General features: G+C 65.9%; 13 protein-coding genes. 5 read left to right on the forward strand and 8 right to left on the reverse strand.

Features of this window, described 5'->3' with window-relative positions; all coding sequences use genetic code 11:
* Window positions 1-13 precede the first annotated feature (13 nt).
* Entirely contained in the window at window positions 14-271 is a 258-nt protein-coding gene (locus tag ACQPXH_RS26715) for a cytochrome P450 (protein ID WP_433603590.1), read from the forward strand.
* 291 nt (window positions 272-562) lie between these two features.
* On the opposite strand, the gene ACQPXH_RS26720 is transcribed toward ACQPXH_RS26715, so the two are convergent.
* Together ACQPXH_RS26720 and ACQPXH_RS26725 are read right to left on the reverse strand one after the other, a co-directional pair.
* Window positions 563-2,014, reverse strand: coding sequence for an FAD-dependent monooxygenase (locus ACQPXH_RS26720; protein ID WP_433599228.1), 1,452 nt, complete (start codon window positions 2,012-2,014; stop codon window positions 563-565).
* A 139-nt stretch (window positions 2,015-2,153) separates the two neighbouring features.
* A complete protein-coding gene (locus ACQPXH_RS26725; RefSeq protein ID WP_433599229.1) occupies window positions 2,154-2,486 on the reverse strand; it encodes a hypothetical protein in 333 nt (110 codons plus the stop codon).
* A gap of 1,169 nt (window positions 2,487-3,655) precedes the next feature.
* Between ACQPXH_RS26725 and ACQPXH_RS26730 the strand changes: the two genes are divergently transcribed.
* Window positions 3,656-3,931, forward strand: coding sequence for an XRE family transcriptional regulator (locus ACQPXH_RS26730; RefSeq protein ID WP_433599230.1), 276 nt, complete (start codon window positions 3,656-3,658; stop codon window positions 3,929-3,931).
* Between the two features lie 164 nt (window positions 3,932-4,095).
* Here ACQPXH_RS26730 and ACQPXH_RS26735 read toward each other — a convergent pair whose 3' ends face one another.
* The gene (locus ACQPXH_RS26735) at window positions 4,096-5,343 is read right to left on the reverse strand and encodes a glycosyltransferase (protein WP_433599231.1); all 1,248 of its coding nucleotides are present in this window, start codon (window positions 5,341-5,343) and stop codon (window positions 4,096-4,098) included.
* A gap of 3 nt (window positions 5,344-5,346) precedes the next feature.
* The gene (locus tag ACQPXH_RS26740; protein WP_433599232.1) at window positions 5,347-6,636 is read right to left on the reverse strand and encodes a glycosyltransferase; all 1,290 of its coding nucleotides are present in this window, start codon (window positions 6,634-6,636) and stop codon (window positions 5,347-5,349) included.
* A gap of 107 nt (window positions 6,637-6,743) precedes the next feature.
* Here ACQPXH_RS26740 and ACQPXH_RS26745 point away from each other — a divergent pair, with 107 nt between their 5' ends.
* Window positions 6,744-7,745, forward strand: a complete 1,002-nt coding sequence (locus ACQPXH_RS26745) for a Gfo/Idh/MocA family protein (RefSeq protein ID WP_433599233.1) — start codon at window positions 6,744-6,746, stop codon at window positions 7,743-7,745.
* On the opposite strand, the gene ACQPXH_RS26750 is transcribed toward ACQPXH_RS26745, so the two are convergent.
* From ACQPXH_RS26750 to ACQPXH_RS26765, 4 genes are all read right to left on the reverse strand, one after another.
* Entirely contained in the window at window positions 7,728-8,804 is a 1,077-nt protein-coding gene (locus ACQPXH_RS26750; protein WP_433599234.1) for an alpha/beta hydrolase, read from the reverse strand. The two genes, ACQPXH_RS26745 and ACQPXH_RS26750, sit on opposite strands and share 18 nt — an antisense overlap.
* Window positions 8,801-11,038 carry a thioester reductase domain-containing protein gene (locus ACQPXH_RS26755; RefSeq protein ID WP_433599235.1) on the reverse strand — a complete coding sequence of 746 codons (2,238 nt, stop codon included), beginning with the start codon at window positions 11,036-11,038 and terminating at the stop codon, window positions 8,801-8,803. Before ACQPXH_RS26755 ends, ACQPXH_RS26750 begins: the two co-directional genes overlap by 4 nt.
* The gene (locus ACQPXH_RS26760; protein WP_433599236.1) at window positions 11,035-21,153 is read right to left on the reverse strand and encodes an HAD-IIIC family phosphatase; all 10,119 of its coding nucleotides are present in this window, start codon (window positions 21,151-21,153) and stop codon (window positions 11,035-11,037) included. The genes ACQPXH_RS26755 and ACQPXH_RS26760 overlap by 4 nt, the downstream gene beginning before the upstream one ends.
* A 339-nt stretch (window positions 21,154-21,492) precedes the next feature.
* Entirely contained in the window at window positions 21,493-21,867 is a 375-nt protein-coding gene (locus ACQPXH_RS26765) for a hypothetical protein (RefSeq protein WP_433599237.1), read from the reverse strand.
* 230 nt (window positions 21,868-22,097) lie between these two features.
* Here ACQPXH_RS26765 and ACQPXH_RS26770 point away from each other — a divergent pair, with 230 nt between their 5' ends.
* Both ACQPXH_RS26770 and ACQPXH_RS26775 read left to right on the forward strand, forming a co-directional pair.
* The gene (locus ACQPXH_RS26770; RefSeq protein WP_433599238.1) at window positions 22,098-23,426 is read left to right on the forward strand and encodes a cytochrome P450; all 1,329 of its coding nucleotides are present in this window, start codon (window positions 22,098-22,100) and stop codon (window positions 23,424-23,426) included.
* 864 nt (window positions 23,427-24,290) lie between these two features.
* Window positions 24,291-26,771, forward strand: coding sequence for a helix-turn-helix transcriptional regulator (locus ACQPXH_RS26775; protein WP_433599239.1), 2,481 nt, complete (start codon window positions 24,291-24,293; stop codon window positions 26,769-26,771).
* Window positions 26,772-26,812 lie beyond the last annotated feature (41 nt).

Consider the following 26,812-nt stretch of genomic DNA (forward strand, 5'->3'; position numbering starts at 1 on the left):
CGAAACCTCATCCATCCCACGCGGTTCGCATGTGCTCATCTCGCCGTATGGGTTGCATCGGGATCCGCGGGTCCGGGAAAGACCCGACGTATTCAACCCCGATCGGTACTCGACCGACATCAATAGAAACGCATTCATTCCGTTCAATGTCGGCCCGCTCGAATACACATGCATCAGAACAGCTTACATCGAGGGCGTTCCCAGCTCGGCGACCATTCCGCAGAAATACATGCTGCAGGTCCGCGAGGATTGGCGCCCGCTTCACCAGTAAAACAACAAGCCGGTCCAGTCGAGACATTCTCAGGGCCGGTAAATTGGATGCAAATTCTGTAGCATCGAGAGGCTCTGCCGTAATGTCGATAGACCGAGGTCTCAGCATGTTCCGAATACGATCGATTCTTCCCGCCGGTATCCTGCGTGTGAAGTCGCGCCTGGCGGCGCTGGGCACTGCGGCAATGCTGACCGTGGCGATGCGTAAGTCGTGGCGAGTCCCGCGATTGGATGCGCGTGGCCGTAGGGTCGGCGTCGTCGGTCGATGCGGGCTTGGGCACAGTCAGGTGGATCAGCTCGACAGCCGCGGCGCCGTGACCGTGGCGGGTACGCCGAACCAGCGCTCCAGCGCCTCGGCCAGGCCTCGGTTGTCGCGATGCGAGGAAGCCCAGGCGACGTAACCGTCGGGGCGTACGAGCATGGGGGTCCGGCCGTCGACGCGGTGCAGCCGGTCCTCGTACCCAGCCACGGTCGTACCGACCAGAAGCCCGCGGCCGTCGGTCAGCTGCCGAGCTTCCGGCATGAACCGCCCGACGTATGGTTCGCCGGTGCCCGCGTAGTCGATGTCGAACCCGTTCGCCATCGCGACGAAGTACTGATGTGCGTCCGGAATAGTGAGAACCTCCGACATCACGTCGCGCAGCGCGTCGACCTGGGGTCCGGGACGCATCATCGCGACCTGCGCGCGGGTGTTCCGTAGCACCCGCGCGGCGATGGGATGACGTTCCGCGTGGTAGGTGTCCAACAGTTCGTCGCCGACAAGCCCGCGCGCCGCGAGGCCGAGTTTCCAGCCCAGGTTTGCCGCGTCCTGCAGGCCGAGGTTGAGCCCTTGCCCGCCGATCGGAGAATGGACGTGTGCCGCGTCGCCTGCGAGGAACACGCGGCCCCGCCGATACGTCACGGCCTGCCGGGTGTTGTCGCTGAACCGGATGCCGCCGTCGAATCTCGTCACCTCCACGTCCGGTACACCTGACACCCGCCGGATGCTGTCCTGCATCTCCGCCGCAGTCAGCGGTGCGTGCCGATCGGACGGTCCACCGGCGAACTCGATGGTCGAGATCTCCCCCGGCACCATTGACAGCAACAGCAGCCCACCGGGACTGCGCACGCTGGACCGCAGAGCCGTCGGATCCGCGACCGTAACAGCGGCCACCCGACCGGTCATGGTCGCGTCCGTACCGTCGAAGTCGATGGCCATCGACTTCCGTGCGACGCTGCGGCCGCCGTCGCACCCGACGAGGTAGGGCGCTCGCAACGACTGGCCATCCGCCAGCTTCGCGACCACGGCGGGCCCCTCGTCGACGATGTCGACGACCTCGCTGCCAGCCTGTACAGCAACCCCGAGCGAGACGATCCAGTCGTCGAGCACCTGGTTCAATCGGTGCGGCTGAAGAACGACCCAGCGGTCGTCGCTCGGTTCGGTCTGCAGCGGCAGCAGACTGAAGTGCCCACGCATTCTGCCCTCGCCCAGCATTCTCCTCAGGAGGTCGGCGCCGCCGGACCCGCCTTCGGCCGCGATCCACTCGAACATCGCTCGTTCCTCGGCGATCAGCGCAGCGTCCAGCCCGCGCAGCGCCAGCGTCTGCATACTCCGCAGGTTCAACCCGCGGATGTGGAAGCTGCGCGAGCGCCGTGCACGGTCGTCGGCCGCCTCCACCACGAGCGGCTCCGCTCCAGCCAGCTTCAGCTCACCAGCCAGCAACAACCCGGTCGGCCCGCCGCCGACCACGATCACGTCAACCATCGTCGCCCCTCGTTCACACCACCTCCAGACGCAGCTGACCACCAGCTGCCACGTGCACCCAATTCCAAGATCACCGACAGAGCCGAGCCGAGGGGACAGCAGGGGTGTTCAGGTCAGCCGTAAGCACCGATCTGCCAGCTCACGTTGATATCGGCACTAGCTGCCAAGTAGTAAGGAGGAAGCGCACCGCCGAACGGTAGACTTCCGGCGTAGTGGCCCACTCATCCAGACGCTCGTCGTAGGCGCAAACAGGCGTAAGGTGTCTGTTCACATGGATCGTTCCGTGGCTGGGCCCATTGTTCGCGACAATATCCGCACACCACGTGCCAGTTCCGGCTTCGGTAATGTCATCCAATTCGCAACGTTTACCGTAACAGGCGGTATTCGAGGCCGCCGACGGTGCGGACATGACCGGCGTCGCACCGGCCACCGTACCAAGAATCGGCAGCACCTCGACAACTTTTGTTCTCATTATCTGTCCTCGTCAAGTTTTGGCCGACGCCAGCTTAGATTACACCAGCAATGCCTACAACGGTGGTTCATAGGTATGCTGTAGGTAACCGCGTGACTAATTGTGCATTATCTAATTCTGCTATTGATGCCGGCGTTGCTCAGTCATGATCGATCCGAGTCCTGCAGCCGACGTATCCGCAACGCTGCGTATTTCCGGTCAGATAACGATGTGCACCTGTATCCCCGGCATCCCGACACTGGACTACCTGGATGAGGCTGTTCCGGGCACGGCTCTCAGCGCTCAGGGCGTCCTCGCTTGCACTACACTTCCTGACAACTTCAGGATTTGCGGCCGAGATCTGTCGGCCACCCGATGTGGACGGTTTCATTCGTCGGCCAACAGACTTCTGAGCCGCTGGAAGGGAGTCGCTCTGCGCTGCCGAAAGGCGCTCGAGCGACACCTCGAGGCGTCGTGCCTCAGGGAACCTGAAGGTCGCAGCCCTTTTGCGCTTCGCTCAATCGGGAGGTCAGATCTTGAACACGTCCCGGACACGAGCCTGCGCAACGGGTTTGGTTGCCGGTGCGGCGGGGTTGGCTTTCGCGGGGCCTATCCTCCGCCAGCGAGCCCGAGCAGGCTGTGAGCCCTGCGAGTCAAGATGCAATCGTGGAAAGTCTGGAAATCGTTCGGCATCAGTCCATTCAATGGTCTTGAGAATACTGGTTCTTACATACCTGGCGGGGTGTCGGCAAGGGCATGCCCCCTGCTGGGCGGGTGTTCTCTGGGTGTTTTCCGGGCCGCGGAAAACCGCCCCCGGCAACGACTCATAAATGTCCGCGGGCGAGGCTACCAGGCACCTCGGGGAATGGACTCGAACGATTCGGGTGGAGTCGTCCAAAAGCGGGAATTTCGGCGAAAGCAGACAGGTTCACCCCTATACCGGGATGCGTGTGAGAAGAATCGCAAGCGATTCAGGGAACCCAGTTGTTGGTCGCCACCGGCGACAACCCCGAAAGACTGCGGGGTTGTGAGTTCATTCGACGCTCGGTGCGGCGCAGCTCCAGTGCCAGCCTCCTCCAGAAAGACTACGCAGCACCGACTTTCGCGCAGTTGTGATCGTGGAGCCAATAAATGCGCTGCACCGCATCGCCCCGGCCCGCATATCCAAGCATGAGACGACCAAGTCATTTGTGACCCCGCAGACGCAGGCGGGCCGGTCCAAACCGCAGATTCTGGGTCTACTCAAACGCGCGATCGCCCACGAGATCCATGGGTGGCTGACCAGCGCAATCTCAATCCCGGACTACGCCGACCTGCGTCCCGGACGCCGAAGGCTCAACATCACGCTCACCGCTGCCGCAAGGCATCTCGGTGTCTGGCCAGGAACACTGTCCCGCATCGAAGGCGGCCAAACCCGCAACGACGAACTCGCCAACACCTACCGAGCATGGCTCGCCACCGCTTGACAAGAACAAGAGCATCAAAGTGATGGACGGGATGGCCGAATGGCAGAACCGGTCCCAGTTACGTCGCGTTGGCAGTGACCGTCGACGGCACCGCGACATCCTCGGACTGTGGGCCGCTGTCCTCCACCTCCAGTAGCGTTCGTCTTCGCCGAGTGATCGTCAAGTCAGATGCGGTCGTAGCGGTGCGTGTTCGATCCGGACAGCGCTTCGGCGTATACCGACAGGATTCGGGCAGTGTGCCTCGATTGGCGCGGTTCATCAGCGTGCGCTGCGAGTGCTTTGCGCATCAGTTGCAAGCGGGTTCGGTCCCGCGCGAGGGCATGCAGCACGGTGGCCAGCGATGACGGCGACGGGTCCAGGGCACGAACGCCGCCCTCGCCGGGCACGGTTTCGGAGAGTTCAGGGTCGCAGTACACGACCGGCAGGCCCATTGCCACGGCTTCGAGCAGCACCATGCCCTGGGTATCGCAGTCAGAGGTGAGAAGCAGCAGGTCGTGACTGCGCATAGCGGTCAGGCAATCCGCCTGATCGACCTCGCCGTGTAGGTGGACGCGGTGGCCCAGGTCCGCCTCGGCGACCGCGGAACGGGCGCGGTCGGCGAGCGGGCCGCTGCCGTAGATGTCGAGCGTGCATTCGTCGACCAGGCGCGCCACCTGGATCGCTTCGAGCGGACGTTTCTCCGCCGATAGACGACCGCACCACAGGGCACGCAGCGGTGTGCCAGTATTGATCGGGGTGTCGCCCACGACGCGGATTCGGTCGAGCAACGCGTCATCGATCCCGTTGGACACCACGTGAATCGGCCTGTCCACGCCGCGCGCGGCCAACCGGCGGGCGAAGTGGTGGGTTGGCACGATCACCCGATCAGACGCGTGGGCCTGCGCGATCAGCGGACGCCATGCGAGCCGGGCGGTTCGGCCGTCGCCGGCGTATGCCGGTGGTCGGTGCGACCGCACGAACCATCCGTGTGCCAACCGCATGGTCAAAGCGGCCAGATATGGTGATGGTGAATACTTTTCGATGACGGTGTCATCTCGGCTCTGCATGGTCTGGACGATCGGGATGTCGTGTCTGCGTGCGGCGCGTGCGCCCGAGATCCCGCAGCCGTAGGTCGTCAGCGCGTGCACGATGTCGATGGGGCCGCGCTCGGTGAACGCGGCATCGATCATGCGTTGGTTGGTTCGGGTCGGCAGGACGACCGGCAGTCCGTTCGACATCGAGATCGGCACCGATCCGAGCACGACCGTATCGGCATCGGAGGCCGTGGAACCCGGTGCGGGAGGGCAGAATACGGTCACGCGATGACCGAGGCCGCGCAGGCCGTCGCACAGCGACCGCATCGCGGTTTGGACGCCGCCCAGCGTGGCCGGGTGGAAGTCGGTGAAGATCGCGACGTGCATCGAATCGGCCACGGCTCAGGCCGATGTCGAGACGGCGAGGCGTTCCACCGCGTCGACCGTGGCGCGGACACCGTTTTCGGCGGAGACCTTGCGGCCGAGTTTCTCGGCCCGGTCGAGCGCCTCGGGTGTCAACGCCGCAACCAGTGCATCGTGTAGCCGATCCTCGGTCAGCGACGGATAGGGGAAGTCGGCGCCGATCCCGAGCGCCGATATCCGCCAGCCGTAGAAGAATTGATCGCTGTGCACCCCGATCACTACCGCGGGCAGACCTGCCCGCAGCACGTCGTGGGTATTTCCACTGCCGCCATGATGGACGACAGCGCGACACCGCGGCAGGATTCGGTCGTAGTCGAAGGAATCCAGAACGTACAGTCTCCGGTCGTACCCGATACCACGCGGGTAGCCCTCTCCTTTCACGGTCACCAGGGCGCGGGCCCCGAGTCTGCGGCAGACGGCGTCAACCAGATCGCAGCAACCGACGGGATCGAGGATCGGCATGCCGGTCATACAGAAGTAGATCGGCGGCTCGCCTTCGTCGAGCCATTCGGTCAGCGCCGGGTCGACCACTGCCTCGCCCCACGCGTCACGCAGCCGGGCGGGCATGATCGGCGCACCGACGACGGTCGAGCGGTCCGGCCAGTCACCAGGTTTCGGCAACAGCACCGGACTCACCATGTGCACCAGCGGAATACCGTCTTCGCGCATGCGGCGGAACGGATTCCGGGGCGCACCGGGCAACTCCATCATTTCGCGCACCCGCCGGTCCACCCGGCGATAGGCCACACCGTAGGCGACCTCGAACGCCGAGTAACTGGCCAGCCGTAGTCGCCGCGACGACATCATATGCTTGACCATGAACGACGAAGGAAACTCACCGGTGCGCTCGAGCGGATAGGGCAAGCCCCCGATCACGGTCTGCCCGGTCTTCTCCCTGCGCTCCATCGCCCACGGCAGTGTCGAGGCGCACGACACGATCACCTCGGCCGATTCACATGCGTCGCTGAGCACCTGGTGCGTCCACTCACCACGCTCGCCGGCCATGATCTTGACGGTGTCCACCATGATCCGGACGAACGGCAACGTCTTACCAGAGGACAGGGCGCGTTTGGCCGCGGGCGATTCCAGCAGTTCCGCGGAGTTGAACGGAATGACGTGCGGCTCGAAGCCCGAACGTCGCACCACATCGGCGTAGTTCTCGGTGGCGGTCATCGCGACATCGTGTCCGCGCGAACGGAATTCATCGGCCAGGGCGAGATATGGCTGGTGATCGCCCCGGGTTCCCGCCGTCAACAACGCAATACGCATAAACTCTCGACTTCCGTTCGTGATCTGTTGTGAGTCATCCACATTCGGGATCGTCGCACTGTCGGAGCAGCCCAGCCGTGGTACGGCGTCGATGTTAGGGTCTGCTGGTGACCGAAGACACGCGCTCCGGACTCCGTATCGGGATTCTCGGTGCGGCCCGCATCGCCCCGGCGTCCCTGATCAAACCGGCCGAGCGGAATCCGGAGGTCGTCGTCGCGGCGGTAGCGGCCCGGGACCGGTCGGATGCCGAGCGGTTCGCCCGCAAGCACAGCATCGCGCAGGTCTACGACAGCTATCAGGACCTCATCGATGCGCCCGATCTCGACGCGGTCTATGTCCCGCTGCCCAACGGTCTGCACGGTCGCTGGACCCGCGCCGCGGTGGAGGCCGGAAAACATGTGCTGTGCGAGAAGCCGTTCTCCGCCAATGCCGCGGAGGCTCGTGAGATCGCCGCGCTTGCATGCGATTCCGATCGCGTGGTGATGGAGGCATTCCACTACCGCTACCACCCGCTGATGTCGGCCGCCGAACAGGTCATCGCATCCGGCGAATTGGGGACGCTGCTGTGCGTCGAAGCCGCGGTGTGTTTTCCCTTGCCGAAATTCTCCGATATCCGCTACGACTACGCCCTCGCGGGCGGCGCACTGATGGACGCCGGCTGCTACGCCGTGCACATGGCCCGTGTGCTCGGCGGCGAGAACCCGGAAGTGGCGGCGGCCAACGCCAAACTGCGCGAACCTCGGATCGACCGCGCCATGACGGCAGAACTGCGCTTCCCGTCCGGGCACACCGGCCGCATCCGGTGCTCGATGTGGTCGTCGGACCTGCTGCGCATCGGCGCTACTGTCGTCGGCGAACGCGGCCGGATGTGGCTGGTCAATCCGGTGCTGCCGCAGCTGGGTCATGTACTGTCGGTGCGTTCGCAGGACGGCAGGCGATTGCGGCGATTCACCCATCGCAGCTCCTACGACTACCAACTCGACGCCTTCGTTGCTGCGGTGTTGCGCGGCGAGCCGGTGGCCACCGCACCGAGCGATTCCGTCGACACCATGACCGTCATCGATGCCATCTACCAAACCGCCGGCCTGCCCCTACGCCTGCCGAGCTGACGTGTCGTCGAGGAAATCGACGATACGTCCGAACACGTCCAGCGCCGCGCCGCGGCCGATGAAGGTGTCGAGGTGGCCGTAGGAGGGGATTTCGGTGTAGCGGACATCGACTTTCGGATTGCGCGCCGAAAGCACCTCGTAGCACAGCTTATTGGAATCGAGCCAGGCCTTGTTGCGGCTGCCGGACAACAGCAGCACCGGGCAGTCGATGCGATCGGCCTGGTCGAGCGCGTTCTCCGGGAGCACCCGGTAGCGGTCGTCATCGACGTTCCACCGGAGGACGGCGTGCGCCAATTCCATCTGCCGCAAATGTGGCAGCACCGACAGCGGTATCGAGCCGAAGAGTTCGGCCAGCCGATCGTGGGTGCGTGCATCGAGGTGGTCGTGTTCGAACAGTTCGGCGCCCATTCCCCAGCCGTGGTGGACCATCCGGCAGGTCGGGTCGGGGCAGTTGCCCTTGCGTGAGAGCGCGGCGTAGAGCAGAGTGCGCCGGGACCACAGCCCGACCTTGCGGAAGTCGGATTCGACGTGGCTCATGCGCGAGCCGATCAGTTCGCTGCCGAGCAGCACTCGCATCCGCGCGGATGTGCTGACCTTCGGGGTCAGGAAGACGCCCTGCGCGACCACGCCCGCCAATGCGGGCAGCAATCCGGCCGTCATGCTCAGCGACAGAGCCAGCGCGCCGATACAGTGCGCCACGACGAACAGCGGGCGATCCCCGATTTGCGCCCTGATCTGCGCGACCGCCGCGGGGATGTCGTAGAGCGCGACATCGTCGAAGGTGTAGGGCGGGCCGGATTCGTTGTACGGCAGGCGGCAACTGCCGCGCCAGTCGAGCAGCCACGACTGGTAACCCGCATCGGCCAGTACGTCGGTCACATTGCGAATCTCGGGCAGCGCGAACATCTCCGACGACACCCCGTGCCCGTGTACCAGCAGCACCGCGGGCGCGTCTGCGGGCCCGACCCGGCGCAGTGCGAGGTCGACGCCGTCGGCGGTGCGGAAGGAAATCGCCTGTCCGGCACCGAGTTCGGGGCTGGTCGATCGCTTTTCGGTCAACGGCGCTGCTCCTTACGCATTGCTCGGCGCAGATCCAGTAGATCGATACCCACTCGGAGTACGGGTTCCAGCAGGCTTTTGCCGAGTTGACCGCCGAACCAGCTGAGCCACAACAGTTTCGCCAGCCGCCGCTGGCGTTCGGACAGCCGTGGATCGATCTCTATGCCGTCGATCTGGTCGGGCAGGTAGGTGTGCATCGGCACGGCGACCTCACCGCTATAGGAGGCGGGCTCCCCGATGCGTCCGATCTCGATCACCTGGGTTCGAAGCTGACGCACCAGCCGGCGCCGTGCCGCGGCGAATTTGTAGCCCTCCAGCCACCAGGTATCGCCGGACGAATCACGCAGCGTCAGTTGGTAATGCATGATCGGATGTCGTACTTCGTGGCGCAGCGGTGTCCCGTCGTGCGGCCGGATCGTCGCCGTGCCCTCGACCGTGAGGGGCTCGTCGTGCAACCGAGCGCAGGTGAGTTCGCCGCCGACCTCGAGTGTTCGCGCGGTGAACAGCTGCGCGCTGCTCGCGATGGACAGGGTCAGCCGCAGATCGCAGGGGATGTGGGCGCTATGGCCGATCGGGCCGACCGTTCCGGTGAGCGTTTCGTTGAACCGCAGACAAGGTCGGTCGCCAGGCTGCGGTCCGATCCCTGCCATGGCCGCGAGCATTCGGCCGCGTGCCGCCGGACCGGACGTGGCAGGCGCGGGCAGGCCGTTGGCGGATACGAAGGCTTCGGTACGCGCGGCCGATGCGGGCGGCGCGGTCACCATGGCCGCCAACTGACGCCGGGCCACGGGACTCTGCAGGACCTGCGCCAGCGATTCCAGTTCCCGCACCGGTTCCTCCCTGATCGCATGTACCACGTCATCGCACCACTGCTCCCAGTGCTGTACGCGAATCCCCATACCGCCCAGCGTGGTTTCGGCGACCACCTGTTCGAGTGAGGTGGGCTCGCCGGTGAGGTGATAGGTGTGGCCCCAGGCGCTCGGGGTGCCGACGATCTGCGCGGCCACCCGGCTGACCCAATCCACCGGGGCGGCGTTGAGGTACCGGAATCCCGGCGCGGTGCGAAATCGCATCAGCGCCGCGGTGATGCCCGAGTTCAGGTCGCGCGGGTTGTGGGCGCCGGTCTCCGGGTGGCTGCCGATTCCGCCGGGACGAAGGATGGTCACCACGAGTCCGTGTTCGCCTGCCCGGCGCAGTACGGCCTCGGCGGCCCATTTGGATCGGTCGTATCCGATGGGCAGGGCGGCCGCGTTGGCGGTCGGATCGTCCTCGCCCAACGTGGCGGCATCCGATCCGTTGAACACCGCCAGCGACGAGATGTGGTGCACCGGTTTGGGGCGGTCGGTGCAGGCCAACTCCGCAAGGGTCAGCGGGCCGAGTACGTTGGTCGCGCGCAGCGAGCGATAGCCGCGCAGGAAATCCACCGCGGCGCCCGCGTTGACGATCGAATCGACTTCCGCGGCAAGGGTTTCCCACCGCTGGTCGGACAGGCCGAGCCGAGGTCGGCGCAGGTCGCCTGCCAGCGGCGTCACCCGCCGCCGGACCTCGCGCGACCAGGGCAGCGCGAAGCGCCGTACGGCGTGCTCGAGACGTTGTGCGGCGCCATGATCGTCGTCGGCGCGGACCAGGCATACCACGTGGGCCTGGCTGTGCCGCAACAAATCCAGCAGCAGATGACTGCCGAGGAAGCCGGTGGCCCCGGTCAGCAGGATGCGACGGGGCGCGGCCCGCTCCGGCGCCGCCACGAGCGGTAGCCGGTCGGCGCCGGAGAGGTCGGCGAAGAGTTGGGCGAGGTCGTCGGTATCGGCCGTGGATTCCGCGTCCGGCCCAGGCCATGCGGCTTCGGGGTGATCGGCCAGCCAGCGGTGCGCCAGCCTGCGCGGGCGGGCGTCGAAGAACACCGTATCGAGATCCGGGTGGATGTCCAGCTCACGCGACAGTGCGGCGACCAGTTCCACCGCGGCGAGCGAGGTGCCGCCCGCGTCGAAGAAGTCGGTATCGGCGTCGATTGGCGTCTCGGTGAACCGATTTGCCACCGCGGTGACCGCTGCGGCCAAACCGTCGACGTTCCACTGACGCGCGCCGCGCGGTGCCTCGACCGGCGATGCGGTGCCGGTCCGTGCGAGCAGGGCTGCGACGTCCATTCCGGCAGTGCCTCGTTCGAGGCTCTCACCGCGTACGCGACGGTCGGCGGCCGAGTTGCGGACCGATGTCCGCTCGATAGGACCGGTCATGGCGTCACCTCCTCGCCATCCAGCTGAGTCTCCCAGGACCTGAACTCCCGCAGGCGGTCCGGCGTCACCGATACCTCCAGCCGCCGATCGTCGGAGGCACTGCCGCGCAGGCGCGCGGCCAAACGCCGAGCGGGTTCGTTGCGGGCGGTGTGCTCGACCGACATCCGTACCGTCGGACACTCGAGGGCATCGGCCCTATCCGCCGCCAAGCTCAGCAGCCGTTCCTCGACGCCGCGGCCGAGGGCACGGCAGCTGAGCTGCCAGCCGCGAATCCACAGGCTGTTCGCATCCGCCCGCAGTGCGAGCACCGAGATCAGGCCGTAGTCGCCGAAACGGTCACGCGCCGTCGCGGTCCACACCTCGCCCTCCTCGCGCCACCGGTCGAGATCGTCGACGGTGATATCGGCGAGGGTGAACTGAGTCGTCCGCCGCACCAGTTGTCGCGCCCGCTCGATGGTGGCGTCGGTCAGCAGCTCGACATCGACCTCGAGGTTCAACTGGTCGAGGAATTCCGCGAACTCCGCAGCGGCGCGAGCACTGTCGCGCTGGCGCTCCTGATGGTAGAAGTCGGCTCGGGCACGGTCTTCTGCCGTCGCCGCGACCGGCACCATCGGCCACAGTCGCGCGATGAACGATTCGAGTTCGTCAGCGGGGGGACAGGTCACCGACAGCACCTCGGGCAGCAGCGCACGCATGCGCGCCACTTCGACCGGGTTGTCGTCGAGATAGCAGAAGCCGTCGAGTCCCAGCCGCAGGGTGCGTGCGACCTCCTCCAGCCGCTCGGGCTTACCGCCCCAGCCCGCGGAGACGGCGGCGAAATCGTCGTGGCGCAGCGTGCTGTCGGGCCGGTCCAGAATCTCTCGTACGACATCGTTGTCGTTGTTGGTCACCAGTACCAGCAATGTTCCTGCGGCGCGCCACTGCGACAGCCGCCGGGCCAGCACCTTGCGTGGCTCATCGAAAGTCACAGCGGTGGAACCGATTTCGCCCGCCGTGCCGCTCCACAAGGTGTCATCGCCGTCCACGGCGATCACCTTCGGCGCTGGTTCGGTCACCGCGCCCGCGGTCGCGACGAGGGTGAGCGCCACCGCCGCCTGAAATTCGGGGGTGAAGGGCAGATGCGCCAGGATCTCGGTCCGGTCGTCGAAGGGATTGCCTACCGGATGGTGGCGCGTCCATTCGTTCGGTTCCAGCACCGCGACGCCAGGAATCTCGCGCAGGCGTTCGGCGACGAGGCGCTCCCATGCCAGCAACCGTTCCTCCGGCCGGGCCGAAGGCAGGATGCCGACGACGATCGGCCTACGCGTGCGTTCGGCCACATCGCGCATGGCCGCCGGATAGTCCGCGGCGAGCTCGGTGAGCATTTCGTCGGAGATCGCGCCGAACCGTTCCAGATCCGTCGCACGCAGCAGCACGAGGCCCAGGTCTGTCGACGGCTGCGCGAAGACACCCGACGGGTCACGCAGGCATGACAGCGCGTGATGATAGGGCGCCTCCGCGACGGTGATCGCGGTGACATCCGATGCCGCCGTTATCAATTCGGGCAGCCTACCCAGCGCGAATGTCGCACTCAGTGCCGCCCGAACACCGGAAACCGGCTGCTGCCCGGCTATTTCGGGCCGGGCCGGCGCTCCGGGGTCGGCGACCGCGGCCGCGACCGTCTCCAGGTATTCCGCGCCGAACTCCGTACAGGTCCGCGCGTCGATGATGTCACTGTTGTAGGTGAACCACACCTGGCCGGTATCCGGCAGGACCGCCACCATGAGATCGAGATCGGAGTAGCTGGTGCTCACCGGAACGACCTCGGCCCGCGCGACGGCGGAGTTGGCGCGCAGGTAGTTGAAGTACACCTCGATCATCGGCGCGTTGTCGCGGTACAGGTCTTCCCCGGCCAGCGCGGCCAGCGCATCGGCGAAGCCCGCACCGGGCGCGAGCAGATTCCGCAGCCGCTCACCGGTGCGCCGCAGCACGTCGGCGACGAGCTCACCGGCAGTAGCGGCCGCGGGGAAAGGCACGGGCACACCGAAATAGCCGACCGAGGCGGTGGCATCGGCGTGCATGCGTGTATCTACTGGAACCGCCAGGGCGAACCGATCGACCTGTTGGCGCCGTGCGAGTGCAACGGTCAGTGCACCGAGGAAGACTGCGGCGGGCGTGATGCCGAGATCACGCGCCCGGTCCGCGACCCGGTCGTGCAATCCGGCAGGCATGTCGAGCGCAAGCGATCCCGCACCGTAGCTGCGCTGGGCCGGACGCGGATGCGCCAAGGTCAATTCGAGCCGACGAGTTCCGGAGAACGCCTCGCGCCATCGCCTAACCGCGCCTTCGTCACCGTCGCGCCTGCTCGGCTGCGCCGCGAGCAGTTGATGCATGTCACGGTTGGTCACGGCGTCGCCGAGCCGCGCACCGGATAGTTCCGCGGCGAGTTCGCCCGCAACGAGCAGCATCGACTGCACATCGCTCATGCTGTGATGTGCGCCGAAAAGCAGTACCGGATCCGCGGACTCGGCGCTCAGTAGTTCGAAACGCCACAGTGGACCCGTCTCCAGGTCGAACGGCCGCGCCATCAGCTCCCGGAAATGTTCTCCGACGACGGCGTCATCGAGGTGGTCGAGGTCGCGCCAACCGACAAGCGCGCCGGGTTCGCGACGAATCTCGAGCTGCCGTCCGTGCTCCGCACTGGGCCGAATGGTAGTGCGCAGCGCGGCATGTCGACGTGCCAGTCCCGCCAGCGTCTGCTCCAGCAACGGTCGGGTGACCGGCGCGGATAGTCGCACCGCGATACCGCCGGTCTGCGCTGTGCTCGGGATACCGAGTTGTTCGGTTCGCAGCAGACGCATCATGTCCCGGGTCACCGGCAGCACTTCTACCTCGGGCACCTCGGCGTCCGCGGCATTGGAACCGTTGGTTCCGGCCGTCCGCAACACCTCGCCGACGAGATGATCAGCGAGGTCGGTGAGATTCCGCTCGGCGAGGATCGCGCCGAGCGGCACCGAGATGCCGGTGTGCTCGCGCACCTTGTTGCGCAGTTCGACCGCCATCAACGAGTCCAGACCCAGACTCTGGAAAGTCTCCTCGGCCGCGACCGTCTCGGTGACCGCATGACCGAGTACCTCCCCGGTCCACTCGGCCACCGCGGCCATCGCCAAGGCGATCGCCTCCGCTCGCGGTAGGGCCCGCAATTGTTCGGCGAAGCGCGATTCCGCCGCGACGTCGATGGTCGAATGGTCGGCCGCGGCACGGCGCCGCGGGCGGCGGACGAGTCCGCGCAGCAGCGGCGGAACGGCCGGTGCACGCCGCAGCACGTCGATGTCGAGCAGCAACGGAACCAGTACCGGATCGCCGAGCCGCAGGGCGGCATCGAAACAGGCCATCCCTTCCGGCACCGAGAACGCGCGGATACCCGCACGCGAGATACGCCGAATATCGGCCTGCGCCATGTGGTCGTGCACATCGACCTCCCACGCACCCCAGGCCAGCGACTGGGCGGGCAGCCCGAGCGACCGGCGGTGCAGCGCCAGCGCGTCGAGGTAGGCGTTGGCGGCCGCGTAGTTGGCCTGCCCGGGTGTGCCGAACAATGCGCCGGCCGCGGAGAACAGTACGAAGATCGACAGCTCTCGATGTGCCGTCAAAGCGTGCAGATGGTGTGCCGCATCAACTTTCGGGCGCAGCACAGAGCGGAGCTGCTCAGGTGTCAACGAGCCGAGTGTGCTGTCATCGAGCACACACGCCGCGTGCACCACACCGGCCAGCGGCATACCGTCGAGGAGCCGCGCCAGAGCCGACCGGTCGGAGATATCGCAGCAGGCGAATCGCACGAGCACCCCTCGGCTCTCCAGGTCGTCGTGCAACTCACGGCCACCTGGCCCATCGATGCCGCGGCGACTGATCAGCACCAGGTCTCGGGCGCCGTACACGTCGGCCAGATGACGGGCCAGTGCCGAACCGAGCCGACCCGGCGCCCCGGTGATCAGTACGGCGCCGTCACCGAGTGACACCCGGCCTTCCGGCGCTCGGCCCGCGGTTTCCGGCAGCCGAGCCAGACGCGGTACAAACGCCACGCCGTCGCGCACGGCCACCTGCTGTTCACCCGTGGCGAGGACGGCGGCGAAATCGACCTCGGGATCTGCGGTGTCGATCAGGACGATCCGGCCCGGATTCTCCGACTGCGCCGAGCGCACCAGTCCCCAGACCACAGCGCCCGCCGGATCAACGGTGCCCGTACCGGATACGGCCACTGCGCCGTGCGTACGCACAACCAGCGTCGTCTTCTGGAAACGATCGTCGCCGACGAACGTTTGCAGCGCGGCCAGGATCTGCTGGGCCGAGTCGTGTACCTGATCCGGCGAGTCACCTTCGGGCACCACCAGAATGATCGCGTCGGTGATCTCGGGTTCGCCGAGATTCCATTGGCACAGTGTGAGCGTCCGATCAGATGCGGGCAGCGCGAACTCGGACCACTCCATCCGGAACAGGCGACGGTAGTCCGGTGCGGTCGACACGGCATCCCACTGCGCGGCCGCGACCGGTCGCAACAGCACCGAACCCACCGATACCACCGGCCGTCCGGTCCGGTCGGTCGCGGACATGGTGACGGTGTCGGCACCCGACCGGGTGAGCCGAACGCGCAGCGCGGTGGCGCCGGAGGCCCATAGCGTCACATCGGTCCACACGAACGGCAGCAGGGCGTGCACGCCATCGGCGGCGAACATTGTGGTGGCGTGCAGCGCGGCATCCAGCAATGCCGGATGAATACCGAACCGAGCGGCGTCGCCGTCCGCGGATTCGGTGAGTTCAACCTCGACGAAGATTTCGTCGTCGCGCCGCCATGCCGCTCGCATCGCCCGGAATTGCGGACCGTAGTGGTGCCCACGTGCGAACAACGCGGCGTACAGGTCGTCGACATCGACGCGCACCGCCTCGGCAGGCGGCCACAACGACGAATCCGCTTGCGGGGGAAAAGGTCCGGACTCCTCGGCCAGGACGCCGTCGGCATGGAGTGTCCACCGGGCATCCGGATCGTGTTCGTCGCGAGCGTAGACGCGCACCGTCCGGCGGTCATCGACTCCTGCGCCGCCGACCACCGTCTGGATCTGCAAGGCTCCGCGATCGGGAACGAGTATCGGGGTGCGCAACACCAGCTCACGCACCACCGGGCTGTCCACCTCGTCACCGGCCCGGACGGCCAGTTCGACCAACGCGGCACCGGGCAACAACACCGCGTTCGGGCCGGCGTGTTCGGCCAGCCACGGCTGCCGTTGACGCGACAGCCGACCGGTCAACACGACGCCACCCGAATCCGGCTGCGGCACAACAGCGCCCAGCACAGGATGGCCGGCATCCTGGAGGCCGAGCGAGGTGGTGTCGCGGTTGGCTGCGTCGGTCCAGAACCGCCGCTCGTCGAAGGCATAGGTGGGCAGGTCCACTCGCCCGTATTCGGGAACCAGTCTGGTCCAGTCGAGTTCGTGGCCCGCGACATACAGTTCGGCCTGCGCCCTGGCCAGGCAGGTCGGCCCGTCTTGGTCGCGCACCAGCGAACCCACCGCCACCACTTCGCGCGTGAGGTCTTCCGACACCGTCTTCACGGCCGCGGTCAGCGACGGATGCACACCCAGTTCGACGAAATACCGGAATCCATCGGCGATCATGCGCTCGATCGTGGCCGCGAACCGCACGGTTTCGCGCGCGTTACGGTACCAGTAATCGGATCCGATCGGTTCGCTTGTCACCGGTTCACCCGACATCGTTGAATACCATGGCGTCGCAGGCGAATTCGCGGTCATACCGGCCAGCTCGGCCGTCAACGGATCGCGGATGGATTCGATCAACCGGCAGTGCCCGGCGAAACCGGGACCTGCGGCGCCGAGCCGGGTGTATATTCCCGCGCGGCCCAGATCGGCAAGCAGCTCCGCCACCGCGGCCTGCTCACCTGCCACGATCGTCGAACGTCGCACGTTGACCGCCGCGATCGACACCCGGCCGTCGAACTGCGCCAGCCGCCTGCCGACCTCGTCCTCCGGCAGGCCGACCATCGCCATCGCGCCCGGTGCGGTGATGGTCTGCATCAGGCGGCTACGCGCGATGACAATCCGTGCGGCATCGCTCAATTCGATGACACCGGCGCAGTAGGCGGCGGCGATCTCGCCCTGACTGTGGCCGATTACCGCGTCCGGGACGACGCCCGCCGCTCGCCAGGTGGCCGCGAGCGCGGCCATGGTCGCGAACAGAAGTGGCTGCACGGCAGTGAAATCACCGAGGTCCGCAGTGGTCATGGTGGTCAACCTCGCCACCAGCGACCAGCCGAGTCGTGCGCCGAAAGTCTTGTCGCACTGCTCGAATTCGGCACGGAACTCTGCGGAGCCAGCGAGCATATCGCGTGCCATGCCGACCCACTGCGTGCCCTGCCCCGGGAAGACGAACGCGGTCTTGGCGTTGGTAAGCACCGGTCCACTACCGAGGACGGCATTTGCCGACGACCGGCCGTCCACCAACGCACGCAGCGCACCGACCATCAAGTCTCGATCGGCGGCCACCACGACCGCGCGACGCTCGAACTGGGTGCGCTGCAATGCCAGTGCGTGCGAGACCGGCCCCGGTGCCAGTCGCGGATCGGCGACCACTCGGTCGAGCAGCCGCTCGATCTGGCCGTGCAACGAGGCCTGACTGCGAGCCGAAATCGGCAGCAGCGCCACCGCCCGGTCGTCGGTCGACGCGTCTGGCACGGTTGTGAGCTCGGGCTCGAGCGGAGCCTCCTCGAGGATCAGGTGCGCGTTCGTGCCGCTGAGGCCGAAGGCACTCACGCCGGCACGCCGCGGCCGATCGCCTCGCCGCCACGGCCTCGGCTCGGCCTGTACCGCCACACCGCTTCGCGCCCAATCGACCTGTGGTGAGGGCACACTCGCGTTCAAAGTGGCGGGGATCCGCTCGTGTTGCAGTGCGAGCACCAGTTTGACGACGCTGCCCACGCCCGCTGCGGCCTGAGTATGCCCCACATTGGATTTCAGCGACCCGATACTGAGCGGCCGATCCGGGTCACGACCCGGCCCGAACACCCGTGCGAGTGCACGCGCCTCGATCGGATCTCCAAGCGCCGTGCCGGTGCCGTGCGCTTCGACGTAGTCGATATCGTGCGGCGCCAGCCCTGCGGCACGCAGCGCCGAGCGCAGCACCTGCTCCTGGGCCGCGCCGTTGGGGGCGCTCAGGCCCTGGCTGCGGCCGTCTTGATTGACAGCGGAACCGCGAATGACCGCCAGCACCCGGTCTCCATCGCGGCGCGCATCGCCGAGCCGCTTCAACAGCAGCAGACCTGCGCCCTCGGCCCACACCGTCCCGTCCGCATCGGCGGAGAACGGCGCACACCGGCCCGTCGGCGACAGCACACCCAACCGGCACAGTTCGATATGGGCGGTCGGTGACATCAGTAGTGTGGCACCGCCCGCCAAGGCGAGATCGCATTCCCCCGCGCGCAGCGCCTGCATCGCCAGATGCATCGCGACGATCGACGAGGAGCAGGCCGTATCCAGGGTGACGGCCGGACCGTGCAGCCCCAGCGTGTAGCAGATCCGACCGGACGCGACACTCGGCGACAGTCCGGTGCCGACCTGGCCGTTCAGCTGTTCCGGCGCGGGATCGGCCAGATAGCCGGTGCTGTACACACCGAGGTACACGCCCGTCGCACTGCCATGCAGGGTGCGCGGATCGCGCCCTGATCGTTCGATCGCTTCCCAGCTGAGCTGCAACATGATGCGCTGCTGCGGATCCATCACCGCGGCCTCGCGCGGGCCGATACCGAAGAAGGCGGCGTCGAAGTGATCGATGCCGTCGACATATCCGCCGCGGAAGGTGTACGCCTTGCCGGTCGCGGAGGTGTCGGGGTCGTACAGTCCGTCGATGTCCCAGCGGCCCGCAGGAACATCGCTGAGCGCGTCATCGTTGCCGTCCAGCAGCCGCCACAACGCCTCAGGTGAATTCGCAGCGCCAGGGAAACGGCAGGACATCGACAGAATTGCAATCGCGTCGTCGTCGGTGTGGTCGTGGGTGTCCTCGTCCGCGTCGGTGCCCCCGGCCGGCTCGGCATCTGCCGCACCCGACTCGGTCCGCGCGTCGGGGGCCAGCACCGTGGCCACACCGTCGATCGTGGGGTGGTCGAACAACAGGTTGGTGTCGAGGAAATGTCCGACGAAATCCGATAGGTCGACCATCAGCTCGACCAGATCGGCAGAGCCCAAACCGAATTCGACCAACGGCCGATGTACATCGACACGTTCCGGATCCAGCGCCGCATGCCGCGCGACCGCCGTCACCAACCAGGATCGCAGCGCCTCCGCAGACGGCCCTGCTGTGGACCGCTCCGATACATCCTCGGTCGCCATAACCGGTTCGAGTTCATCGAGCTCGTCTTCCGACGACCGTACGGGCCCGGCCCGCAGCGTGAGCAACTCGCCGGACATATACGCCACCCGGCATGCCGAACGCTGAATCTTCCCACTGCTGGTCTTGAATATGGTGCCCGGCCGGATCAGCAACACCGCTGCGAGCGTGAGCCCGTGGCCGGTGGCCACCGCGCCGCGCACGCTGCCCTCGATCTCGGCCAGATCGCCGGGATCCTCGCTGCGCACCTCGGCCACCACGACCGGCTGCTCCCCGTCGAGTCCGATCTCCGCGGAGAAGGCCGCGACACAGCCGGCCCGGATATTGTCGTGCGCGGCCTCGACGGTCGACTCGATGTCCTGCGGATAGTGATTACGACCGTCGATGATCAACAGGTCCTTGTGTCTGCCGGTGACGAATAACTCACCACCGGAGAGGAATCCGAGATCCCCCGTGCGGAGGAAGCGGCGGTCGTCACCGAGCAGCGTCGCCCCGAACACCTCGGCGGTGGCCTGCTCATCACTGAAATATCCGGTGGCGACGCTGTTCCCGGCGACCCAGATTTCGCCTTCGTCTCCGTCAGCGCGTTCGGCGCCATTTTCGGGGTCGACGATCGCGACCGTCATTCCTGCGGCTGGTCGCCCGACACCGACCAGTTCGGCGTGTGCATGATTCCCGGGGGTCTCTGCGCCCGCGACCGCACGCAGCGTCGGTGCCGTGTCGGTGGACGGCGCGGTCACGATCAGGGTCGCTTCGGCCAGACCGTAGACCGGGTGGTGGGATTCGGCGCGGAATCCGGCGCGGCCGAAGGTGTCGGTGAACCGCCGTATCGTCGCCGCCCGCACCGGTTCGGAGCCGTTGAACCCCACCCGCCACCGGCTCAGGTCGAGCCGATCGATCTGTTCCGGTGCGATCCGGCGCACGCACAGTTCGTAGGCGAAATTGGGGCCGCCGCTGGTGTGGGCGCGGAAGGTAGAGATCGCCTGCAGCCACCGCTCGGGACGCTGCAGGAAGTGCCGCGGCGACATCAATACGGAATTGGCGCCGAGATAGATTGTGTGCAGCAGCGGCGCGATGAGTCCCATATCGTGGTACATCGGCAGCCAGCTGGCGAACAGGGCACCGTCCCATGAGTCGGCCAACGAGCGGTCGTGCCCAAGGCCTGCCGCGATCGCCTCCTGGTTGTGCAGCAAGTTTTCATGGGTGAGCAGTACACCGCGCGGCGCGCTGGTCGAGCCGGAGGTGTACTGGATGAACGCGACCGAATCCGGGCCGAGATCCGGCTCCCGCCACCGCGACGCCTGATCGCCCGCGACCTCGTCGGTGGCCAGCCACCGCACACCCGCCAACTCCGGAATTTCCGCACACAGCGCCGCCGAATCCGCGACCACCCGCCGCGGCGCCAGCACCACATCGACCTCGGCGTGCGCCACCATCCGCCGCAGCCGACGCAGCGAGCGGTTCTCCCATTCGGGCAGCGGCGCCGGAACAGCGACCACGCCGGCCGCCAGACATCCCAAGAATGCCTCGGCGAACTCCGGGCCCGCGGGGTACAGCAACAACGCCCGTCGCGGCATCGAATCCTGCAGTCCGGCACCGATCGCCCGAGCACGCAATCCCAGCTCGGCGTACGACATTTCGCGAACAACACCGTCGACGTCACCGCCGTCCAAAAAACGGTACACCAAGTCGGTCGGCCGATTCTCGACCTGAGCGAACAACGTCTCTACGAAAGTGTTGCGCACGGACTACTTCCTCCAACGATGAACCTGAGATTCAGCCGGGCCTGACTTCCCCGATCTGCGAGAAAGGGCACGCGGCACGTTGCGAATGAGCAGCACCCACAGAAACGTCGTCATCACGCATCTTTCCAGATTTAGCGAATCGACACCGTTGTCGTGCACTTCCGAAAGGTAGGGCAGCAGCCCCGACGTCCTTGTCGCAGCGCCTGTCCAGAAACTGCGCATTTCCGCTTGTGGGCGAGACGGCGGGACATCAGCATGATCATCGCCATGTGACCATGGCTTGGAGTGCTGGCTGCCAGTCGCCGCGTAGCTGTTGTCACGGTGACACCGAAAGTCGGTTCACCCGTGAGCGCCGATGTGCCAGCTCACGTTGATGTCGGTCGAGGCCCGGAGAGTCCAACCACGTCCAAGCGAAATCCCGGGTCGGCACGGTCGAGTTCCCGCGAAATGCCCCCATTGATCGAGGGATTCCGTACCACCGCACAGGCCAATGTTTTGCTCGTCTACGGCAAACCAAGAAATACTTCCATTGCTGGTGCCGTTGTTCACGACGATGTCCGCATACCAGGTGTCGCCGTCGAAGACGAAGCCGCTCAATGTGCAATCGCGGGCCCAGCACGAGGTGTCGGCAGCCTGTGCGCTGGCGGGCATCACCAGCATCGCACCCGCCGTCACTCCCAGTGCCAACAGGGCTCGAACTACCGTCGCCTTCATCTGGTTACCCGATCCTCATTATTTCTCGATGCCGGAGTTGTGAAATCCGGTATCGGTTGACATGGTCAGGCATCAACCGCCCGCCGAAATGGTGGCTGTTGACGCCCACCGAACAAGCCAACCAGCACACGGATGCACCCCGCATCGGTATTCCATAGGTACCGTTTACGCCCGCGTTCGGTGACGATTTCGGGTTTGCGAGTCGTTGAGCCACCAGCCAGGATGGCCACGTGTCACACACCCGGGTATCGCTCTGCGAACTTCCACACCTGCGCACCCGCCACCTCACGCAAATCGGTGGCCTGATGCGCCCTGGCACCCACCGCTCCCCCCTGCTGGAATTCGGGAAACGGTTCGTCATCTCGCCGCCAGGATTCCCGACCATGCTGGTCACTCACGACATGGACGATGTGCGAGAACTGTTCGCCAACCACGACGACTTCTCGATCGGGCAGGTGCTGAGCCGATTCAGCAGCCACGACATGATGTTCGGCAAGCAGACGCTGATCTTCCTCGACGGCGACGAGCACCGCCGCGAACGTAGGCTGTTCGCTCCGCCTTTTCAGAGCAAGGCACTGCGGTCCTACGAAGATCTCATGGTGGAGGTGGTCCAGCGCGAACTGCCAAGGTGGCCGATCGGTGAACCATTCGAGTTCTTGAAGGTCGGCTACGACCTCGCCATCGGGGTACTGCTCGGCATCGTCTTCGGTGACGTGGCTCCAGTCCGCCGAGACCGGTTGAAGCAGGCGGTGATCCGGTGGTTCGGGGAGATCGAAAGTCGCGGATTCCTCGCCGTCACCTTGATCACCCCGCTGATCGGCGGCTACACGCTGCCATACCCGCCGCTGCGCCGCCGCCAGTCCGAAGTCGACGCCGTCGTTATCGAGGAGATCACCGCACGCCGGGCCGCACCCAGCGATGGGCACGACCCGAAAGATGTGCTGTCCCGGTACGTCGGCACCGAACTGGATCAGCACGACGACGCCGCCCTGGCCCGCAACATGCGCGGCATACTGCTGGGCGCCTACGAGACCACCGCGATCACGCTCGGCTGGATCGCCGCCATGCTGGCAGGCCACCCGGCGGCCGTGGCCGAACTGGACGCGGCCGCCGACGCGTGCGACCGCGCCCGGCTCGATGCATACCTCGACGCCGTAGTTGCCGAAACAATGCGGCTGCGACCGGTGTCCCCGTTCACCGGACGGCGGGCGCTGCGCAATACCGTGATCAACGGCGTCCACATCCCCAAGGGTGCCATTGTCATCGTCCCGATCCTGCTGATTCATGAATCACCGCAGCATTACCAGGACCCGATGGTCTTCCGCCCCGAACGCTTTCTCGGCGAGCGGCCCAACGGCCAGACCTGGCTGACCTTCGGCGCCGGTTCGCATCGCTGCCTAGGTGCCCAGTTCGCCCTCGCGGAGGCGCGCATCCTCTTCCGCACAGTCCTCGAACATCGGCGTATCCACACGGCCTCCGGCCCGATTGAACCCCCGCGCCGCTACCACACCGGCCTGAGCCCCGCCGACAACGCCCGAATCACCCTCCTTCGCCGCTGACCCAAAAGCCCGAGACGGACCAATGGTGCACGAATCCCCGGCCTTGAATCACGTCGCGCGGCTGCAAGGCCGCCCGACACCAAAATCGACTGTCGCCGCCATCGCGTGCACACAACACACCACCATCTCATCGAGGTCGGGTTGGTCACCTCGTCGATGTGCCGGTCCGGCCACTGCCGTTCCAAGCGGTCGAAATGGGTGCCATGGGTGCGTTTGGTGCCCGCCTCGAGCGTTTCTCGGACCCGGGAGCGATCTCATCGAGATCGGCGGGGGAAGATGCCCATCTGGGTCAGCAGCTGTCGTGCAGCAGCGACGGTTTCCGCGCTGGCGTTCGGTGGGTTCATCGGCGAACCGCCTCGGGCAGCCGCAGGCTAGCTGCGCACAACCCATCGACCGCGGCAGGCGGATGGATAAACAACTGCTTGCGGGCGCGATGCGTGGTTGTCAGAGCGTGATCGGGGGTTGGTTGGTGAGTAGGGGGTGGGGGTTCTTGGGAGTGCTGATAGTGCTGCGGCGGTTTCGTGGAGGTTGGCTTTGTCGACAGGCTTTGACGTAGATGGCGGTGGTGCCGTGGGTTTTTCGGGTGTGGTGGCCTGCGCAGGTGCGGGCGGTGGCGTAGCCGAAGGTTCGTTCGACCCAGGTGGTGGTATGGCGGAGTCAGTGGGTGCTGATGTGTTGGGTGGCGATGAAGGGGTCGACGGAGCGGAGTCCATCACGCGGTCACCAATGCGCGGCGAATTCCCAGCAGTGGTGTGCGGCTACGCTCATCGCATGCCGGGCACGTTCCCGAAACAGCATCAGGCCTCGTCACCGGTGGTTCCTTCCTTTGTTGGCCGCGGGCCCGAGCTCGATACGATCACGACGTTGCTGCTGGGTCCGACTCGGTTGATCACGCTCGTCGGTTCGGGCGGGATCGGCAAAACTACGCTCGCCGGTGAGGTGCTCCGGCGCTTTCAGGCAGCGCGGCGTGTCCCGATCTATTGGGTGCGGCTGGCACGCCTTGCAAAGGGAGCCGATCGTCATGCGATCGAGGAGGAGATCGCGCACTCGATGATCGACATCGATTTCTCGCGGCGATCGACCCGAGAAGTCCTGGCCGACATGCTGACCAGCCAGCAGGAAGCGCATAGCGTACTGGTGCTGGACAACTGTGAGCATGTGATCATCGGTGCCGGCGAGCTGATCGCCGAGTTGCTCGACGCTGTGCCGGGACTGACCATTCTGGCGACCAGTCGAGAGGCGATCGGATGGGTCGACGAACACCGGATATTCGTTCCTCCGCTCACCGGACCAGAGGCACTGGCCCTTTTTCGCATGCGTGCCGAACTTGCCGGCCACCCGCTCGTCGGCAGTGATCAGATCGCCGCGGCCGAGCAGATCTGCCGGCATCTGCACAACAATCCGCTCTACATCCGCCTCGCTTCCGCACGACTGGTGCGTCAGCACCTGGAGATCATCTTGCGTGAGGTCAGCGGTGCGGCCGACGACGACAGGTGGATGCGGTGGACGCGCGGGGCGCGGGTGGGTGCAGATGAACGGCATCGCGGAGTCAGCGATGTCATCACCTGGTCCTATGAACTGTGTTCTGCCGAGGAGCGCCTGCTTTTCGAGCGCCTGTCGGTGTTCGCCGCCGGATACGACCCCAATCCCGAAGAGGGCGGAGACGACGCGAGCAACGATGTCGGAGCCGAGCTGGAGGCCATTGTGACGATCTGCTCCGATGGTCGCGCTGCCGGGCCGGAGGATGGGTCCGACGAGAATCCGAGATTGTCGACAGACAATATCGGGTCGGTGCTCTGGAGGTTGGTCGATCAATCGCTGGTGACCGCGCATTTCACATCGACGACGGTCCGCTATTCCATGCTCGAAAGCCTCCGGTTGTTCGCAGCGCAGCGTCTGCGGGAGCGTTTCACCGCCGAGGTCGACGAATCGGCGCGTCTACGCGCTCGTCATCGGCAGTACTACCGGGACAAGATTGTGTACGCCGCTACGCACTGGTTCGGGCCCAGTGAGAACGGACTGATGGACTGGGTACGAGCGGCATGGGACAACATTCTGATTGCGATCGAATCCAGTCTGGTCGCGCCGAAAGATGCTGTGCTCGGGTTGGAGATCTGTGCCGGATTGCTGTCGCTGAGGTCCCCCTTCTTCAAGGGATCGTTTCGAGAGATCCGACTTCGGACCGAGCGCGCACTCGCCGCAGCTCGGTCGACCGTGCCGCGCCCGCTCGAACTCGAGGTCGTCACCAGCGGCCAACTGGTCTGGATCATGTTCTGCCAGGGGCGAACCGACGATGCCGAGGAATGGCTCGAGAAGTGTGTTGCACTGGCAATCACGGACCCTGCGCGGAGACAGCATTGGCGGGACACCATCGACACCGACATCGGCCTGCCGCCACCGATCGAATTCGCCTGGGGAATCGAACTGATGCTCGCCCACAGCGACGCTCGGTCCGTCACGGTTCTGACGCGTGCGGGTAGGAAATACCAGCAGCTCGGCGACGACGCGATGGCGTCGAGGTGCGAGTTGTATGCCGCTATTTCCGCCTGCCTGCTCGGGCCGGCGCCGCTGGCCATGGAGCTGGCTACCGCGTATGCGGCCCGCGTCGAGGCATCGAATGCATCCTGGGTCATCGCGTGGGCACGGCTGATCCTGGCGCTCGCGTCGACCAAGAACGGCAGACCGGCCGACGCACTGGAGATCGGACGCGCCGCCCTCGCCGATCAGCTGGCCTCGCGGGACCAGTGGGGCAGCCTCTGGGCGGTGATCTTTCGGAGCTGGTCGTTGGCGCAAATCATCATCGACACGATTACTGTGAGGGCCGCCGACGAGGCCAGACTCGTCGCGCTGGCCACCGAAACCGCTCAACTCGCGGGCGGAATAGACGGCCTACGAACAAAATTGGCTCTCGGCATCACCACCGTGGGCCCATTCGTCGACGAGCATGAGCACGCGATGGCAGTCGCCCGGCACGTGCTCGGACCCGATCGGTTCGCCGCGGCGTATGCCCAGGGCACCCGGCTGAGTGAGGTGGCCGGCCAGGTGCAGCAACTCGCGATGGGCACACTGACGTTGGATCCACTCGAACCGGACCATGACAGCAGCAGCGTCACGACATCCTGGTCGAGTCTGTCGAAGTCCGAACGAGAAGTCGCGACGTTGGCCGCCGCCGGGTGGACCAATCCGGCAATTGCCGCGCGACGGGGCAATTCGACTCGAACGATCGACGCGCAGCTGTCGGCGATCCTGCAGAAGCTGTCGATCGCCTCACGCCACGAGATAATCAATTTCGTGCCCGCAGATCACATGACTGGTGCACCGACCACAAGCGACGAAATATCGTAAACGGGAGCACTGTCGGCATCGCCATCAACGGTCGCCGCGGC

Origin of the sequence: Nocardia sp. CA-135953 (genome assembly GCF_050955735.1) — a bacterium.
In the GTDB taxonomy this organism is placed as follows: domain Bacteria; phylum Actinomycetota; class Actinomycetes; order Mycobacteriales; family Mycobacteriaceae; genus Nocardia.